18 protein-coding genes are annotated in these 14,787 nt (G+C 66.5%); 10 read left to right on the forward strand and 8 right to left on the reverse strand.

Annotated features, from left to right (window positions below; all coding sequences use genetic code 11):
* Positions 1 to 78 precede the first annotated feature (78 nt).
* Positions 79 to 912 (forward strand): sulfite exporter TauE/SafE family protein, encoded by an 834-nt coding sequence (locus AE618_RS12760; protein WP_054209436.1) that lies wholly within the window; start codon positions 79 to 81, stop codon positions 910 to 912.
* A 9-nt stretch (positions 913 to 921) separates the two neighbouring features.
* Entirely contained in the window at positions 922 to 1,065 is a 144-nt protein-coding gene (locus tag AE618_RS27980; RefSeq protein WP_156330243.1) for a hypothetical protein, read from the forward strand.
* A 4-nt stretch (positions 1,066 to 1,069) separates the two neighbouring features.
* On the opposite strand, the gene AE618_RS12765 is transcribed toward AE618_RS27980, so the two are convergent.
* Complete coding sequence (locus AE618_RS12765; protein WP_054209437.1) at positions 1,070 to 1,267, reverse strand: DUF1289 domain-containing protein; 198 nt, start codon at positions 1,265 to 1,267, stop codon at positions 1,070 to 1,072.
* A 5-nt stretch (positions 1,268 to 1,272) separates the two neighbouring features.
* A complete protein-coding gene (locus AE618_RS12770; protein ID WP_248310849.1) occupies positions 1,273 to 2,157 on the reverse strand; it encodes an adenosylcobinamide-GDP ribazoletransferase in 885 nt (294 codons plus the stop codon).
* An 84-nt stretch (positions 2,158 to 2,241) separates the two neighbouring features.
* Between AE618_RS12770 and cobT the strand changes: the two genes are divergently transcribed.
* Positions 2,242 to 3,261 carry a nicotinate-nucleotide--dimethylbenzimidazole phosphoribosyltransferase gene (gene cobT, locus AE618_RS12775; RefSeq protein WP_054209438.1) on the forward strand — a complete coding sequence of 340 codons (1,020 nt, stop codon included), beginning with the start codon at positions 2,242 to 2,244 and terminating at the stop codon, positions 3,259 to 3,261.
* A 152-nt stretch (positions 3,262 to 3,413) separates the two neighbouring features.
* Positions 3,414 to 3,917: a hypothetical protein gene (locus AE618_RS12780; RefSeq protein ID WP_248310850.1), complete on the forward strand. Its 504-nt coding sequence runs from the start codon at positions 3,414 to 3,416 to the stop codon at positions 3,915 to 3,917.
* 10 nt (positions 3,918 to 3,927) lie between these two features.
* Here the strand turns inward: AE618_RS12780 and AE618_RS12785 are convergent, their stop codons facing one another.
* The 3 genes from AE618_RS12785 to AE618_RS12795 form a co-directional block, all read right to left on the reverse strand.
* Positions 3,928 to 4,569 (reverse strand): peptidase S14, encoded by a 642-nt coding sequence (locus tag AE618_RS12785; protein ID WP_248310851.1) that lies wholly within the window; start codon positions 4,567 to 4,569, stop codon positions 3,928 to 3,930.
* A 110-nt stretch (positions 4,570 to 4,679) separates the two neighbouring features.
* Positions 4,680 to 5,801, reverse strand: a complete 1,122-nt coding sequence (locus AE618_RS12790) for a D-alanine--D-alanine ligase family protein (RefSeq protein ID WP_082365227.1) — start codon at positions 5,799 to 5,801, stop codon at positions 4,680 to 4,682.
* Positions 5,802 to 5,895: 94 nt separating this feature from the next.
* A complete protein-coding gene (locus AE618_RS12795) occupies positions 5,896 to 7,413 on the reverse strand; it encodes a sensor histidine kinase (RefSeq protein WP_054209441.1) in 1,518 nt (505 codons plus the stop codon).
* A gap of 86 nt (positions 7,414 to 7,499) precedes the next feature.
* Between AE618_RS12795 and AE618_RS12800 the strand changes: the two genes are divergently transcribed.
* The 5 genes from AE618_RS12800 to AE618_RS12820 all read left to right on the forward strand — a co-directional run bounded on the left by AE618_RS12800 (position 7,500) and on the right by AE618_RS12820 (position 10,394).
* On the forward strand, positions 7,500 to 8,051 hold the full coding sequence (locus tag AE618_RS12800; RefSeq protein ID WP_156330244.1) for a thermonuclease family protein: 552 nt from the start codon (positions 7,500 to 7,502) through the stop codon (positions 8,049 to 8,051).
* A 141-nt stretch (positions 8,052 to 8,192) separates the two neighbouring features.
* A complete protein-coding gene (locus tag AE618_RS12805; RefSeq protein ID WP_054209442.1) occupies positions 8,193 to 8,804 on the forward strand; it encodes a glutathione S-transferase family protein in 612 nt (203 codons plus the stop codon).
* Positions 8,804 to 9,286: a hypothetical protein gene (locus tag AE618_RS12810; RefSeq protein ID WP_054209443.1), complete on the forward strand. Its 483-nt coding sequence runs from the start codon at positions 8,804 to 8,806 to the stop codon at positions 9,284 to 9,286. Before AE618_RS12805 ends, AE618_RS12810 begins: the two co-directional genes overlap by 1 nt.
* Before the next feature lie 14 nt (positions 9,287 to 9,300).
* Positions 9,301 to 9,771: a hypothetical protein gene (locus AE618_RS12815; protein WP_210166457.1), complete on the forward strand. Its 471-nt coding sequence runs from the start codon at positions 9,301 to 9,303 to the stop codon at positions 9,769 to 9,771.
* Entirely contained in the window at positions 9,768 to 10,394 is a 627-nt protein-coding gene (locus AE618_RS12820; RefSeq protein ID WP_054209445.1) for a uracil-DNA glycosylase family protein, read from the forward strand. Before AE618_RS12815 ends, AE618_RS12820 begins: the two co-directional genes overlap by 4 nt.
* A gap of 47 nt (positions 10,395 to 10,441) precedes the next feature.
* Here AE618_RS12820 and AE618_RS12825 read toward each other — a convergent pair whose 3' ends face one another.
* The 3 genes from AE618_RS12825 to AE618_RS12835 form a co-directional block, all read right to left on the reverse strand.
* Positions 10,442 to 10,825 carry a porin gene (locus tag AE618_RS12825; protein WP_054209446.1) on the reverse strand — a complete coding sequence of 128 codons (384 nt, stop codon included), beginning with the start codon at positions 10,823 to 10,825 and terminating at the stop codon, positions 10,442 to 10,444.
* A 160-nt stretch (positions 10,826 to 10,985) separates the two neighbouring features.
* On the reverse strand, positions 10,986 to 12,080 hold the full coding sequence (locus AE618_RS12830) for a TRAP transporter substrate-binding protein (protein ID WP_054209447.1): 1,095 nt from the start codon (positions 12,078 to 12,080) through the stop codon (positions 10,986 to 10,988).
* 265 nt (positions 12,081 to 12,345) lie between these two features.
* Positions 12,346 to 13,431, reverse strand: a complete 1,086-nt coding sequence (locus AE618_RS12835; protein WP_054209448.1) for a TRAP transporter substrate-binding protein — start codon at positions 13,429 to 13,431, stop codon at positions 12,346 to 12,348.
* 297 nt (positions 13,432 to 13,728) lie between these two features.
* Here AE618_RS12835 and speB point away from each other — a divergent pair, with 297 nt between their 5' ends.
* Complete coding sequence (gene speB / locus AE618_RS12840) at positions 13,729 to 14,781, forward strand: agmatinase (RefSeq protein ID WP_054209449.1); 1,053 nt, start codon at positions 13,729 to 13,731, stop codon at positions 14,779 to 14,781.
* Positions 14,782 to 14,787 lie beyond the last annotated feature (6 nt).

The following is a 14,787-nucleotide window of genomic DNA, read 5'->3' on the forward strand; positions in this document are numbered from 1 at the left end:
ATGACCGCCCCGCCATGGCGTCCTTGCTCCTGCACCCGAAATCGCCCACAGGAGCGCTTCCTTCTCTCGGATCATGTTATGTTTGCTGGATTTCCCGTCGAGGATCTTGTTTTCCTCGCCGTTTCGCTTGTTGTCGCGGGCGCGCTAACCGGCCTGTTGGCGGGTGTTTTCGGTGTCGGTGGCGGCGCGCTGGTCGTGCCGGTTCTCTATGAGGTCTTTCGCGTGATCGGCGTGCCGGAGGATGTCCGCATGCCGCTCTGCGTCGGCACATCGCTCGCCGTCATCATCCCGACCTCGATCCGCTCCTTCAACGCTCATCGCGCCAAGGGCATGGTCGACATGTCCATCCTGAAGATCTGGGCGGTGCCGGTCGTGCTCGGCGTCATCCTGGGAAGCTACATCGCCCGCTTCGCCCCGCCCGACCTGTTCAAGATCATCTTCGTGATCGTCGCGGTCTTCAGCGCGCTGCGCCTGCTCTTCGCGGCCGATCGCTGGAAGCTCGGCGCGCAGATGCCCGGCAAACTGCTGATGAGCATCTATGGCGCCGTCATCGGCGTGCTGTCGGCGCTGATGGGCATCGGCGGCGGCCAGCTCTCCAGCCTGTTCATGACCTTCTATGGCCGACCCATCCATCAGGCGGTGGCGACCTCCTCGGGGCTCGGCGTCATCATCTCGATCCCTGGCGCGCTCGGCTTCATCTATGCCGGCTGGCCCAAGATGGCCGTGCTGCCGCCTTTGTCGCTCGGCTATGTCTCGCTGATCGGATTCCTGCTCTTCGTCCCGACATCGGTCTGGACGGCTCCGATCGGCGCGCGCCTTGCCCACCGCCTGTCGAAGCGAAAGCTGGAGGTGGTGTTCGGCCTGTTCCTGCTGACGGTGGCGGGGCGGTTCGTCTGGTCGCTGGTCGCCTGACGAGGCGTGTTGACGGCCGATGCCGCCAATCCCGAGCGTCTGCGCTCCTATGAATGCCTCGGTGCCGTGGCGCAGACGGAGAAGGTCTTCTATCGGTTGACGGGCCAAGCTCTTGCGGCGGCGGCACAGGCCTCGTCGCGATCGCAGGCGTAACGGCTCAGTCCGAGCGTGCCGCCTGCCGCTCCTGCAGCCGCGCCATGATCGCCAAACGCTCCGCCTCGCTCAGCGAGCCCCAGCGCGCGATTTCGGCCATGGACCGTCCGCAGCCCTCACAGAGCTTGCTGACAGGGTCGAGCATGCAGGCCTTGATGCAGGGCGAGGAGATCGCGTTTGACGAGACGGTGTTCGAGGACATCGTGCTCATGGACCGCCGATACCCAAGACCAGCGCGAAGCCGAGATACAGCGCGATCTCGTCCAGCTGCTGCGTCGCGCCCGCGATGTCGCCGGTCTGGCCCCCGATCAGCGCTAAGCACAGGCGCCTGACCAGCGCGGCGTTGGCGGCCGCCAGGAAAAAGCCCAGCGCCAGACCAAAGAGCGGCAGGCGTAGCCCGATGGCCAGCGCGAGCGCGAGGCTTGAACCGATCGCGTAGGCGAGAAGTGCGGTCTTCACCGACGGCCGTCCGACAGCGGCCGAGGCGCCGTCAGGCCGGGCCGGCGCGGTCATCGCGAGCAGACGCACGCCGGACAGGCGCGAAACCAGCGCCGCAATGATGAAAGCGCCGGTTGCCGCAAGAGGCCCCAGGCGATCGAGGATCAGCGCCAGCGCCGCGACCCGCACCAGCAACGCAAGCCCCATTGCCAGCGCGCCATAGCTGCCCAGCCGGCTGTCCTTCATGATCTCCAGCCGCCGCTCGGCGTTGCGCCCGCCGAACAGCCCGTCGGCGCTGTCGGCGAGCCCGTCCTCATGCAGCGCCCCGGTCGTCACCGCGAGCGTCGCCACAGCGAGTGTGGCCGAGAGAAGCCCGCCGAGGCCTGCTATGCCGGCTCCCAGCAGCACGAGCGCGGCGGGCAGGGCGATGACCAGCGCGGCGAAGGGCAGGGCGCGCGGCACGCTGCGGAAATCGGGCGGTGCATGCGGGTCGGTCTCGCCCGGCAGCGCCGGCACCGGCAGGCGCGAATAGAACCGCACGCAAATTGCGGTCGCGACGAGCCAGCCCGGCCATACAGGCTCGGCCGGTGCCGACGGCGGTTCCGCTGGCGACACCTCCGCCATGCCGCCTTCGCTGTCCTCGATTGTCTTCATGCGCCGCAGCCTATAGCAGCAGCGGCACCAGGCCAGCCATCCCGACGGCGCGGCCATTTGCCCGTTTCCGCATGAGATTTCGCCATGGCCGCTTCAGGACTGCCCTTCGACGACATCCGCGAGCTCATCGCCGCGATGCCCGGCCCCGACATGGCGGCGGCCAACACCGTGCGCGCCCGCGACACGGAGCTGACCAAGCCGGCCGGCAGCCTCGGCCGCATGGAGGAGATCGCCGAATGGCTCGCCGCCTGGCAGGGCAAGGGCAAGCCTACGGTCGATCGCCCGCTCGTCTGCGTCTTCGCCGGCAATCACGGCGTCGTCGCGCAAGGCGTTTCGGCCTATCCGCAGGCGGTGACGCGCCAGATGCTGGAGAACTTCGCCGCCGGTGGCGCCGCGATCAATCAGATCTGCGCCGCCTTCGATCTCGGATTCAAGGTCTTCGACCTCGCGCTCGACCTGCCGACGGGGGATTTCACGCAAGGGGACGCGCTGGACGAGCGCGCCTGCGTCGCCACCATGGCCTTCGGCATGGAGGCGCTGGTCGGCGGCACGGATCTGCTCTGCCTCGGCGAAATGGGCATCGGCAACACCACCTCGGCGGCGGCGATCTACGCCGCGCTCTATGGGGGCGGGGCCGCCTTCTGGTGCGGGCGCGGCACGGGCCTCGACGATGAGGGTTTCAAGCGCAAGATCGCAGCCGTCGAGGCAGGGCTTTCGCTCCACGCTGCCCATCTCAAGGACCCGCTCGAAGTGCTGCGGCGCCTCGGTGGGCGAGAGATTGCCGCGATCGGTGGCGCCATCATCGCCGCCCGCTCGCAGCGCATCCCGGTGATCCTCGACGGCTATGTCGTGACCGCCGCCGCCGCGATCCTGCACGCGCTCGATCCGTCCTCGATAGACCACTGCCTCGCCGGCCATCTCTCGGCCGAGGGCGCCCATGCGCAGGTGCTCGCCCGTCTTGGCAAGGTGCCGCTGCTGGCGCTCGACATGCGCCTGGGCGAGGGCTCGGGCGCAGCGCTGGCCGCAAGCCTCGTCAAGGCCGCCGCCGCGATCCATTCGGGCATGGCGACCTTCGCGCAGGCGGGCGTGGCGGGGAAGGCTTAGGCCAGGGAGCGGGGGCGCAACCTTTCGGCGGGGCTGACGTTGTCAGGCCGAACGGATCGCGACGGATCCCCATCTCCTGCAGGTTGAGCATGTCCCATAACGACGAACTGATCGCCACGATCGCCGATAAGCGCGGCGTCAGCGCTGATGCCGTGACCACGGCTCTGGCGGCGCTGACGCGGGGCAATGGCACGATGGCCCAGTTCTCCCACGCCGATTTCGGCGGGATGACGCAGTGGTCCAAGGGCGGCATGAGCATGGTCGGTGACATGTTCAACAGCGGCATGAAGGCCAAGCTCGACGGCGTCATGTCCGATCTGGCGGCGGCCCTTCAAAGTGGAAAAATCGAGCAGGCGCAAAGCGATAAGCGTCCGTCCGCCGATGGGGATGCGTCGCCGAAGGCTGACCACGGCGGACCGGAGTGGCCCGAGGAGTTCGGCTCGCCGTCGTCCTCGGGGAGCCAGAATAATATGCGCTACGCCTTCTTCCCGCAAAAGCAGCGCCTGATCATCGAGGACGGTGGCAAGCGCACCGTCTACGACACCGGCACCCACGCGATTTCCGGCGTCTCTCAGCAGCAGAGCAGCGGCCGCGATCTCAGCTTCACCAGCCAGCACGGTCTGGTCAGGCTGGCCGACCTGAAAACCGTCGCTTGATCGGCCAGTCTCAGAGCACGTCCCGGATCAGCCCGAGCCGCTTGGCTTCCAGGGCCTCGATGTACCAATTCTCGGGAGCGCGCCGGAGCACGTCCTCCATCGTGACCTGCGAGCCCCGGATCAGGTTCTCGAAGCCCTCGTTCTGGATGGCAATGGATTGCTCGATCTCGTGGAGCTTGGCCTTGAGGCCGGCGATGCATGTCGTCAGCGGCCCCTCCACGACAAGCTTGTCCTTCATCTTGCGCTCGTGGATCATCAGCCGCGTGCCGCGCGTCAGATACCGGTTGTCCCGGCTGAAAAAGCTCATGAAGGTCGCGCCGGCCGAATAGATCGCGGCCTTTCCCAGGAAAACGAACCGGCGATCGGGCTCCGTCTCGCTGTGGAACCTCACATCCTCGCCCATCATGCGCGCCACCTCGGGGTCGCCGCCAAGCGTGCTCAGCTCGACGACGACAAGCCCATCCGTGGGCCCGGCGGCGAGCTGGTCCCGGAAGCTGCCATACATCGCGTAGTCGACAGTGCCTGCGAGAAGGATCGCGGGATTGGCGAAATCGGTCCCCCTGAGGAGGTCGCCGCTGCCCTCCGCCGGCTCCAATCCGTCCGCCTGCCGATTCTGCTCGTCCAGGTGCTCTTTCGCCGAAGCCGTGGTCATGTCGCTCTCGCTGTTTGCCGCCGGTCAGGCAACGTTGCGAGGCCTCTGCTGTTCCGGCGAAATCGGCGCGATCCGCGAAAGGTGACGACAGGCTCAGGAACGATCCGGTCCTATCCTTCGTAACTCGTCTTCAGCCCGGCCCGCTCGGCGTGGCGCTCCTGCGCCAGCTCGATCAGCCGCGTCAGCAGCGCGGGGTAGGGCAGGCCCGAGGCCTCCATCATCTTCGGATACATGCTGATGGCGGTGAAGCCCGGCAGCGTGTTGATCTCGTTGAAGTAGAACTCCCCGCTCTGCCGGTCGAGGAAGAAATCGACCCGCGCCAGCCCGCTGCACTCCAGCGCGACGAAGGCGTCGATCGCCAGTTGCCGGACACGTTCCATCTGGGCCGCGTCGAGCTTCGCCGGCAGATCGACAGTCGCGCCGTCGCTATCGATATACTTGGCCTCGTAGGAGTAGAATTCGTGCTGCGGGCCGGCATTGAGCTCGCTTGCGACGCTCGCCACCGGAGGATCGCCGTCGAGCACCGCGATCTCGATCTCGCGCGCGTCGATGCCCTGTTCGATCAGCACCTTGACGTCGTAGTCGAAGGCATCCATCAGCGCGGCATCGAGCGCCTCCCAGCTCTTGACCTTATGGACGCCGACGGAGGAGCCCATGTTGCAGGGCTTGACGAAGACAGGCAGCGTCAGCGCCATCCGCGCCGCCTTCGTTGAGCCTGCGGGATCGCGCCGGTAGTCGCGCCGTGACAGGGCAAAATAGGGCGCCATCGGCAGCCCTGCGAGAGCCGCCAGACGCTTGGCGATGTCCTTGTGCATGGAGACGGCCGAACCCAGCACGCCGGAGCCGACATAGGCGGCTCCCGCAAGCTCGAGCAGACCCTGCACCGCTCCGTCCTCGCAGAGCGGGCCGTGGATCACCGGAAAGACCACGTCGACCGGAGCGATGGCACCGGCTGCGTTGTCGGCGGGGAGGATCGCAGTCCGGCCATCCGCCGCCGGCTCCAGGCGGATCACAGGCGAATCGGTGGGAATCGGCAGGCTCTCCGTGTTGGCCGCCTCGATGCGGCGCAACTCGTGGCACTGCCAGCGGCCGTCCTTGTCGATGCTCACAGGCACGGGCTCGAACCGCTCCCGGTCGAGATAGCGCAGGACGGACGCGGCCGATTTCAGCGAGACCTCATGCTCGCCCGATTTTCCGCCATAGAGCACGGCGACGCGCGTTTTCCGGTTCATGATCCAAGCGTCCGATGGGGTTGGCTGGCGAATCGCCCGCGGGCACGGGCGATCATGGATGTCTTCAACAGCTGGGGCCAGATTCGGGCAGAACTCAAGCTGCCCGCGTCCCCGGTTCGGGCAGGGCCGCGAGCGTATCCATCACCCGCACCGGCGGCAGGGTGACCGTGACCTCAGTGCCGGCGCGCGGCTTCGACTTCAGGCTGAAGCCGCCGCCATGCAGGTCGATCAGGCCCTTGACGATCGGCAGGCCCAGGCCGGAGCCCTGTTCCGCCGTCTTGATCGCGAGCGAGCCGCGCCCGAAGGTCTGCAGCACGATCGGGATTTCGTCCTCGGGAATGCCCGGGCCGGTGTCGGTGATGGAAACGTATTGGCCGCCATTGGCGGTCCAGCCGACCTTGATGGTGATCTCACCGCCCTGGGGCGTGAACTTGATCGCGTTGGATAGGATGTTGAGCACCACCTGGCGGATCGCGCGCTCGTCGGCCCAGACCTTCGGCAGGTCGGGCTCCACCGCCTCGCGGATCGTCTGGCTCTTCGCCTTTGCACGCAGGTTGAGCATGTGCCGGCAGTCCTCGGCGATGTCGGCGAGCGACAGCGCTTCCTCATGCAGTTCGTACTTGCCGGCCTCGATGCGGGACAGGTCGAGGATCTCGTTGATCAGCTCGAGCAGATGCTGGCCCGAGCCGTGAATGTCGGCCGAGTACTCCTTGTAAGCGGCATTGGCATGCCCGCCGAAAACCTCGTTCTTCATCACCTCCGAGAAACCCAGGATGGCGTTGAGCGGGGTGCGCAGCTCGTGGCTCATCGTCGCCAGGAATCGCGATTTGGCGAGGTTGGCCTCTTCCGCCTTGCGCCGGGCCTCGTCGGAATTGGCGTTGGCCGTCTCGAGCTCGGCGATCAGCGCATCTTTCTCTGCCCGAAACGCGATGGTCGAGACCGAACTCACGTAAAGTCGATTGGCGAGGAACACGAAGAACAACTGCGCCGACGCAGCCATCACGGCAGTCGTCAGGCTGTCCATGTCGGTACGCCCCCAGAAGAAGGCGGCGATGCCGATCATGATCGGGACGATGCCGGCATAGACGGCCATCGGGATCGAAGCCGCCAGCATCACCGTCAGGGCGCTGACGATGAGCAGGGTCGTGGTGACGAAGACCTTCGCGCCGGGCGCATCGATCTGCGCAAACAGCACGAGCATCAAGGCCCAGGAGATGCCGTGGAGCCCTTCTGCGATGGCAAAGGCCCGCCGCCATGGCCTGATCGGGGTCTCGTTCGTCGCCTGAGTCAGAAAGCGTCGGCTGAGAACAACGATGATCATCGTCGCCAGCAGCACGGCCCCGACCCAGGGCGTGACCTTGTAGACAGGCACCCACAGGCAGGCCGCCGCAGCGATGGCAAGCGCCAGAACGAGCGTACCGACCGAGCCGTTCATCCGGTACTCGGCGAAAACGCGCAGCAATTCGTTGTCGAAAGCCCGCTCGAGCCCGGTTGAGGAGGTCAGCCGCTCACGCACCGATTTGACCTCGCGGGTGACGAGCTTGCGGCGCGCGAGAGCGGTCGGGTCTGGCCCGCGCCCGCGCTGCACCTGTTCGGCCGTCAGTTCCGCCATGGTCTAGGGACGCAAGTCTCTCTTCCTGCGCGCGGGATGCGCGATGGGCTCGCCATCATGGTCGGCAAATCGTTAAGCTCTTCCTGATGGCGCGCTTTGGATTCAACCCGTCGAAATTCGGTCCCCTCGGCTGGCGGCGCGTCAGCCGGCCCGTCGATGTCGTCGTAGCCCTTGGAATCATTGGCTTGCTGGCGATCGCGGGGGCCGTCTTGCAGTATCGCCTCGGCCCGGCGCGGACGCTGGTAGGGGCGGCCCGCGTCATCGACGGCGATTCCCTGCGCCTGGCCGGCGAGGAATTGCGGCTCGAGGGGCTCGATGCGCCCGAATTCCGCCAGATCTGCACCGATCAGGCCGGCCGGTCGGTGGATTGCGGCCGTTCGTCGCGGCGCGCGCTGGAGGCGCTGGTCATGCGCGGCATCGTCACCTGCGAAATCGGCAAGGTCGACCGCTATGGCCGCGGCCTCGCCCGATGCCGGCAGGGCGAGACCGACATCAACGCGACGATGGTGCGGGACGGGCATGCCGTCGCCTATGGCGGCTATCGGGCCGAAGAAGCGGAAGCGAAAGCGGCCGGCCGCGGCATCTGGGCGTTCCAGTTCGAACGCCCCGAGACCTGGCGGCGCCGGCAGGGACGCTGACGGACGAGGTTCCGTGCCATACAACCATCACGAAAGGCCTTGAGAAGCAGGAAAGGCCTGGAGAGGCAGGAAAATCCTAGAGAGGATTGACCATCCGGCCCCCGGCATGGTCGGGTCCCGCCTAGGACGGAGAGGATATCGATGAAGCTCTATGATGGCGGGCGCGCGCCCAATCCGCGACGGGTCCGTATCTTCTTTGCCGAGAAGGGCGTCGCCTTGCCCGAGATCGTCCCGATCGATATCGCGAAGAAGGAGCATAAGAGCGAGGCTTTCACGAAGCTCAATCCGGCCCAGCGCCTGCCGGTGCTGGTGCTCGATGACGGCACGGCGATCGCCGAGACGATCGCAATCTGCCGCTATGTCGAAAGCCTGTATCCGCATCCGCCCTTGTTCGGCCGGGATGCCAGGGAGCAGGCTCTGGTCGAGATGTGGAACCGGCGCACCGAACTCGGTCTTTTTGCCAGCGTCACCGCCGTGTTCCGCCACAGCCACCCTTCGATGGCGGAGCTCGAGGACCAGGTGCCGGAATGGGCCGAGGCCAATCGCGAACTGATCGACGATCATCTCTGGATCCTAGAGCTGCAGCTCGCCGGAAATCCCTATCTCTGCGGCGAAGCCCTGACCGTCGCCGACATCACCGCTGGCATCGCGATCGACTTCATGAAACCCTCGCGCATTCCGTTGCCGGAGGATTTTGTCCATATCCGGCGCTGGCACGGCGAATTGTCGGCCAGGCCGAGTTGGAAGGCGTGATGCGCACCGTCGTTCTGGTCCTGGCGGCGCTGGCTGCGCTGCCGATGCCGGTGCGGGCGGTCGAACACCTCGACGGCGAGGCGATCAAGCGCGCCTTCGAGGGCAACACCGTCAGCGGCCGTTACACCAATGGCGGCTTCTTCACCGAGTTCCACGACCCCGACGGCCGGGCCCTCGGCCATAATGGCTGGCAACCCAACCGGGACGCCTGCTGGACCACGAAGGCCGATCAGGTCTGTTACTATTACGGGCCGCAGAGCGACCGCACCGTGCATTGCTTCACCGTGGAGCTCAGCGGCGGTCTGTATGTGCTGCGCAATACCGGGAACGCGCAGATCAATGCGCTGGCCTCGGTGGAGCCGGGCAATCCGCGCAAGCACGGCGACAACGGGCAATCCTGGTATTGCGACGGACTGATCTCGAAGGCGCCCGCCCTGCCGGCATCTCCGCTGATGTCGCGTCGGCGCCTTGCCGCGCGCTGATGCAGCCGCGAGGCTTGGCATGGCTGGCGCTGGTGACGGCGCTGTTTGGCGGTGCTGCCGCTTCGGCTGCGGAGCGGCTGGACGGCGAGGCGATCAAGCGCGCCTTCGAGGGCAACACGGTCGCCGGGCGCTATTCCGGCACCAACCAGCCCTTCAGCGAATATCACCACCCCGATGGCCGGGCGATCGGCCATAACCGCGGCCTGCCCAACCGCGATGCCTGCTGGACAACGACGGACGATGCCGTCTGCTACTACTACGGACCTCAGGAGACCCGCCGGACCTACTGCTTCACGGTCGAGCGCAGCGAGCGGCTCTACGTTCTGCGCAGCCGGCCGAGCGGCCGCATCAACGGGGTGGCGACGGTCGAGCCGGGCGACGCGACGGGCGGCATCGGCGCCGACATGCCGGCCTGGACCTGCGACGGGCTGATCTCGCGCGCGCCAGGTGGCGCGGCAAGTGGCCGGCAGTTGGCGATGCGATGACGGACCCCGCCGCGCTCGACACGGTTCTGCGCGAATTGCGGGCCTGCCGCCTCTGCCGCGACGCGCCGCTCCATCTGCCTCCGCTGCCGCATCAGCCGCGCCCCGTCATCCAGGCCTCCGCGACGGCGCGGCTCTGCATCGCCGGCCAGGCGCCCGGCACCCGCGTCCACGCCAGCGGCCAGCCCTTCACCGATCCCTCCGGCGTGCGCCTGCGCAATTGGCTCGGGCTCGACGAGACGGTGTTTTACGATGCCGCGAGGGTGGCCATCGTGCCCATGGGGCATTGTTTCCCCGGCCTCGACGCGAAGGGCGGCGACAAGCCGCCGCGCCGGGAATGCGCTCCGACTTGGCGAACACGCGTCTTCGCGGCGATGCCGGCCGTCGAACTCGTCCTGGCGATCGGGCGCTACGCGCAGGCCTGGCACCTCGGGCCGGGCGAGGGCGCCAATCTGTCGGAAACGGTCGCCAACTGGCGCGCGATCCTGGCGCGGCCGGGGAGCCCGCGCATCCTGCCGCTGCCGCATCCGTCCTGGCGCAACAACAGCTGGCTGAAGCGCAATCCCTGGTTCGATGAAGAGCTCGTGCCGGTTCTGCGCCAGGAGGTCGCGCGCCTCGTGGTTTAGCGGTGAGATCGAGCCACTATGGCCGGAGCCAAGCGTCGCCGACGGCTTCAGTAGCGATAGGGGCCGGTAGGCAGGTTGCGCTCCAATTGCCCGCGGGCCTGGATGACGGTGCGCACGGAGCCGATGCCGGTTTCGCTGCGGGTTTCCAGATAGGCCATGCCGCCCGCGGCCGAGCCCGTGCCGTTGCGCGAGCTTTTCCCGAATTCCGCCCGCACCGCGCCGCCGACACGCACGCAGGCCGACGATCCTTCGACGCGCACGAAGCCAGGCCCGTATTCGGGGCAGGGACGCGAGGCCTGCGTGTCGACGCGGGCAGGCTTCGCACGCTCCTTGGCCGGACCACGGCCCGGCAGCGGCTCGCCGATCGATTGCGCCTGCACGGCGGCGGCGGTCAGCAGGACGATGAAGGCGGAGCCGGCGAGACGGAGCATGGCGCAATCCAGAGCGTGGACGTCAAACTGTCATCACCGAGCAAAAAGGCGTGACCATGGCGTGCTTCACGATACACTGTTGCCCGAAAACCGAAAACCCCGGCCTGCCGGCCGGGGTGGCATTCAAGTCGGGCCGCAGGGCGCGGCCGGTCGCTCCTTGTCAGAGCTGGTTGGCCGCGCGCGCGCGGATCAGGAAATTGTCGTAGGTGTATTCGGCGATCTGGAACCAGAGATATTCATCGTTGCGGAAGGCCGACATCGCCTCATAGACCTTCTTGAAGTCGGGGTTCTTGGCCGACGTCTCGGCATAGACCTCCTTTGAGGCCTTGAGGCAGGCCTCGAGGATCTCTTGCGAAAACGGCCGCAACTGTGCCCCGGCGCCGACCAGGCGCTTCAGCGCACCGGGATTGCGTGCATCGTATTTCGCCTGCATGTCGACATTGGCGAGTGCGGCCGCCGTGGTCAGGATCGACTTGTAGATCTTGGGCAGGGCCTCCCACTTGGCTGTGTTGAGGAAGAAGTGCAGCGATGCTCCACCCTCCCACCAGCCCGGATAGTAGTAGTAGGGCGCGACCTTGTTGAAGCCGAGCTTCTCGTCGTCGGCCGGGCCGACCCATTCGGCGGCGTCGATCGTGCCCTTCTCCAGTGCGGGATAGATGTCGCCGCCGGCGATCTGCTGCGGCACCACGCCGAGCTTGGCCATGACCTGGCCGGCGAAGCCGCCGATCCGCATCTTGACGCCCTGGAGATCGGCGACCGTCTTGATTTCCTTGCGGAACCAGCCGCCCATCTGGCAGCCGGTGTTGCCGCCGGGCAGCGCGTAGATGTTGTATTTCTTGTAGAATTCGTTGAGCAGCTCGTTGCCGCCACCATGATAGAACCAGGCGTTCTGCTGGCGCGCATTAAGCCCGAAGGGCACCGCCGTGCCGAAAGCGAAGGTCGGATCCTTGCCGACATAGTAATAGGAGGCGGTATGGCACATCTCGACAGTGCCGTTGGTCACGGCATCGGAGGCCTGAAGCCCCGGCACGATCTCGCCGGCTGCGAAGACCTGGATCTGGAACTTGCCGTCTGTCGCCTCGGAGACGGCCTTGGACAGAACCTCGGATGCTCCGAAGATCGTATCAAGTGATTTCGGGAACGAGGAGGTCACCCGCCAGCGGACCTCAGGCATCGCCTGCGCAATAGCCGGGCTTGCGATGGCGCCCGCGGCCGTACCGGCGCTCGCGACCTTCAGGAACTGACGACGCTTCATATTCTTCTCCCCTGCAGCCAATACGCGCCGGTTGTCCGACGTCGCCACGCCAGCAAAGCAGGTCTGCAACACAACGCAAGCGAAAAATGCATGATGAACATGCGTTAAACGCATGAATTGCGTCAGGGAAAAGCGCTGTCCTTCGTCAGTCGCAACACGGAAGCTCCGTCAGGCGCGACGACCCTGGCCAAACGAAAAAGCCCGGCCGGAGCCGGGCTTTCGCAGAAGATCGGTCCAACGGCCGCAAGGGCGTCGGCGTCATGCTTCAGCGTGCGCGCGAACGCACCTGGAAGACGTCGAAGCTGAGCTCCGCCACCTGCCACCAGAGATACTGGTCGCCGCGGAAGGCGGCCATGGCCTCGATCGCCTTCTTGAAGTCGGGGTTCTTCGCCGAGATCTCGCTGTAGAGCTCGTTGGAGGCCTTGAGGCAGGCTTCCAGGACTTCCTGCGAGAACGGGCGCAGCTGCGTCCCGGCGCCGACGAGACGCTTCAGTGCGGGCGGGTTCACCACGTCGTAGCGGGCGGCCATGATCGTGTTGGCGTAGGTGCAGGCGGCGGTCAGCGCGGCCTGATAAGCCTTCGGCAGCGCGTTCCACTTTTCGAGGTTCACGAAGGCGTGGACGGTGGGGCCACCCTCCCAGAAGCCGGGATAATAGTAGTACGGGGCGACCTTGGAGAAGCCGAGCTTCTCGTCGTCATAGGGGCCGACCCACTCGGCGCCGTCGATGGTGCCCTTCTCGAGCGCCGGATAGATGTCGCCGCCGCCGATCTGCTGCGGCACGACGCCGAGCTTGGCGAGCACCTGGCCGGCGATGCCGCCGATGCGCATCTTCAGGCCCTGAAGGTCGGCCGGGGTCTTGATCTCCTTGCGGAACCAGCCGCCCATCTGGGCGCCGGTGTTGCCGCAGGGCAGGCCGTAAATGTTGAATTTCTTGTAGAATTCGTTGAACAGGTCGTTGCCGCCGCCCTGGTACAGCCAGGCGTTCTGGCCGCGCGCGTTCAGGCCGAACGGCACGGAGGCCGCCACCGCGAAGGTCGGGTCCTTGCCGACATAGTAATACGAGACGGTGTGGCACATCTCGACGGTGCCGTTGGTCACCGCGTCGGCTGCCTGCAGGGCGGGGACGATTTCGCCGGCCGCGAAGACCTGGATCTGGAATTTGCCGTCGGTCAGCTCGGAGACCATCTTGGCCATGACCTCGGCGCCGCCATAGATCGTGTCGAGCGACTTCGGAAAGCTTGACGCCAGGCGCCACTTCACCTCGGGGGTCGACTGCGCGATGGCCGGCGCGGCGATGGTCGCGGCGGCGGCGCCGGCGGTGGCGGTCTGGATAAACTGACGGCGCTTCATGACGGACATCTCCTCGATGGGTCCCGGATTTCCGAGCGTTGTGGCGGTGGGAGGCGGTTCGGCCGCGCTCGCCAATTCTTCGATACTTGCATGGCCTTCTAGACGAGCGGCTCGCCAATCGCGAGCACTTTCAACGGTGTGGTCTGCGACTTTCGGCTAGTGCCTGGCGCTGCTTTTGCGGCCTCGGCATGCTCGGCTACAAGGAAACGGAACGTTGGCATGGGCCTGGTCTCGGATGGCGTGTGGGCGCCTCGCGAGCGGCCTCGGATTCGCCCGTGGCAGAGGAAGGGATCGGACATGGATCAGGATAAGCTGGAGCGGCTGAGGGCGCGCTATGCCGGCGCGAGCGGGGCCGACATCCATGATCCGCATTTCGCCAAGGTCGCCGCCGACCAGTTCAAGGGCGACAAGCGCAAATGGCCGTTCTCGGATGTCGCTACCTTCATCAGCGCGCCCTACCGCCCCGACGCGCTGGGCCTGCCCGATCTCGGCGGTCTCGACGTGGCGATCATCGGCCTGCCGATGGATCTCGGCGTCACCAACCGCGCCGGAACGCGGCTGGGGCCGCGCGCCGTGCGTGCCGTCGAGCGCATGGGGCCGATGGACCATGTCATCGGCACGGCGCCCTTCGGCATGCTGAAGGTCGCCGATATCGGCGACGTGCCGTTCCGCTCGCGCTATTCGCTCGAGAGCTGCCATGAGGACATCGAGGCGACCTTCAAGACCATCGTCGCCGCCGGCGTTTCGACGCTCGCGGTCGGCGGCGATCATTCCATCACCTATCCGATCATGAAGGCGGTCGGCGAGAAGCGCCCGGTCGGCATGGTCCATATCGACGCGCATTGCGACACGTCGGGGCCGTATGAGGGCTCCAAGTTCCACCATGGCGGCCCGTTCCGTCAGGCGGTGCTCGACGGCGTGCTGGACCCGGAGCGCGTCATCCAGATCGGCATCCGGGGAGGCGCTGAATATCTCTGGGAGTTCTCCTACGAGTCCGGCATGACCGTCATTCACGCCAACGAGGTCGATGATCTCGGCATCGAGGCGGTGATCGCCAAGGCGCTCGCGGTGATCGGCGACGGGCCGACCTATGTCTCCTTCGACGTCGATTCGCTCGACCCCGCCTTCGCGCCGGGAACCGGCACCCCCGAGGTCGGCGGGCTGACGCCACGCGAGGCGCTCGCCATCCTGCGTGGGCTGAAGGGCGCCGATATCGTCGCAGCCGACGTGGTCGAGATCGCGCCGCAATACGACGCGACAACCAACACCGCCCAATGCGCGGCGCAGGTGCTGTTCACGGAGCTTTGCCTGATCGCCGAGGCGCGGGCGCTGGGGAAGGGGCGGCCTTAGCCGCGG

This window comes from Allobosea vaviloviae (assembly GCF_001298265.1).
Taxonomy (GTDB): Bacteria; Pseudomonadota; Alphaproteobacteria; order Rhizobiales; family Beijerinckiaceae; genus Allobosea; species Allobosea vaviloviae_B.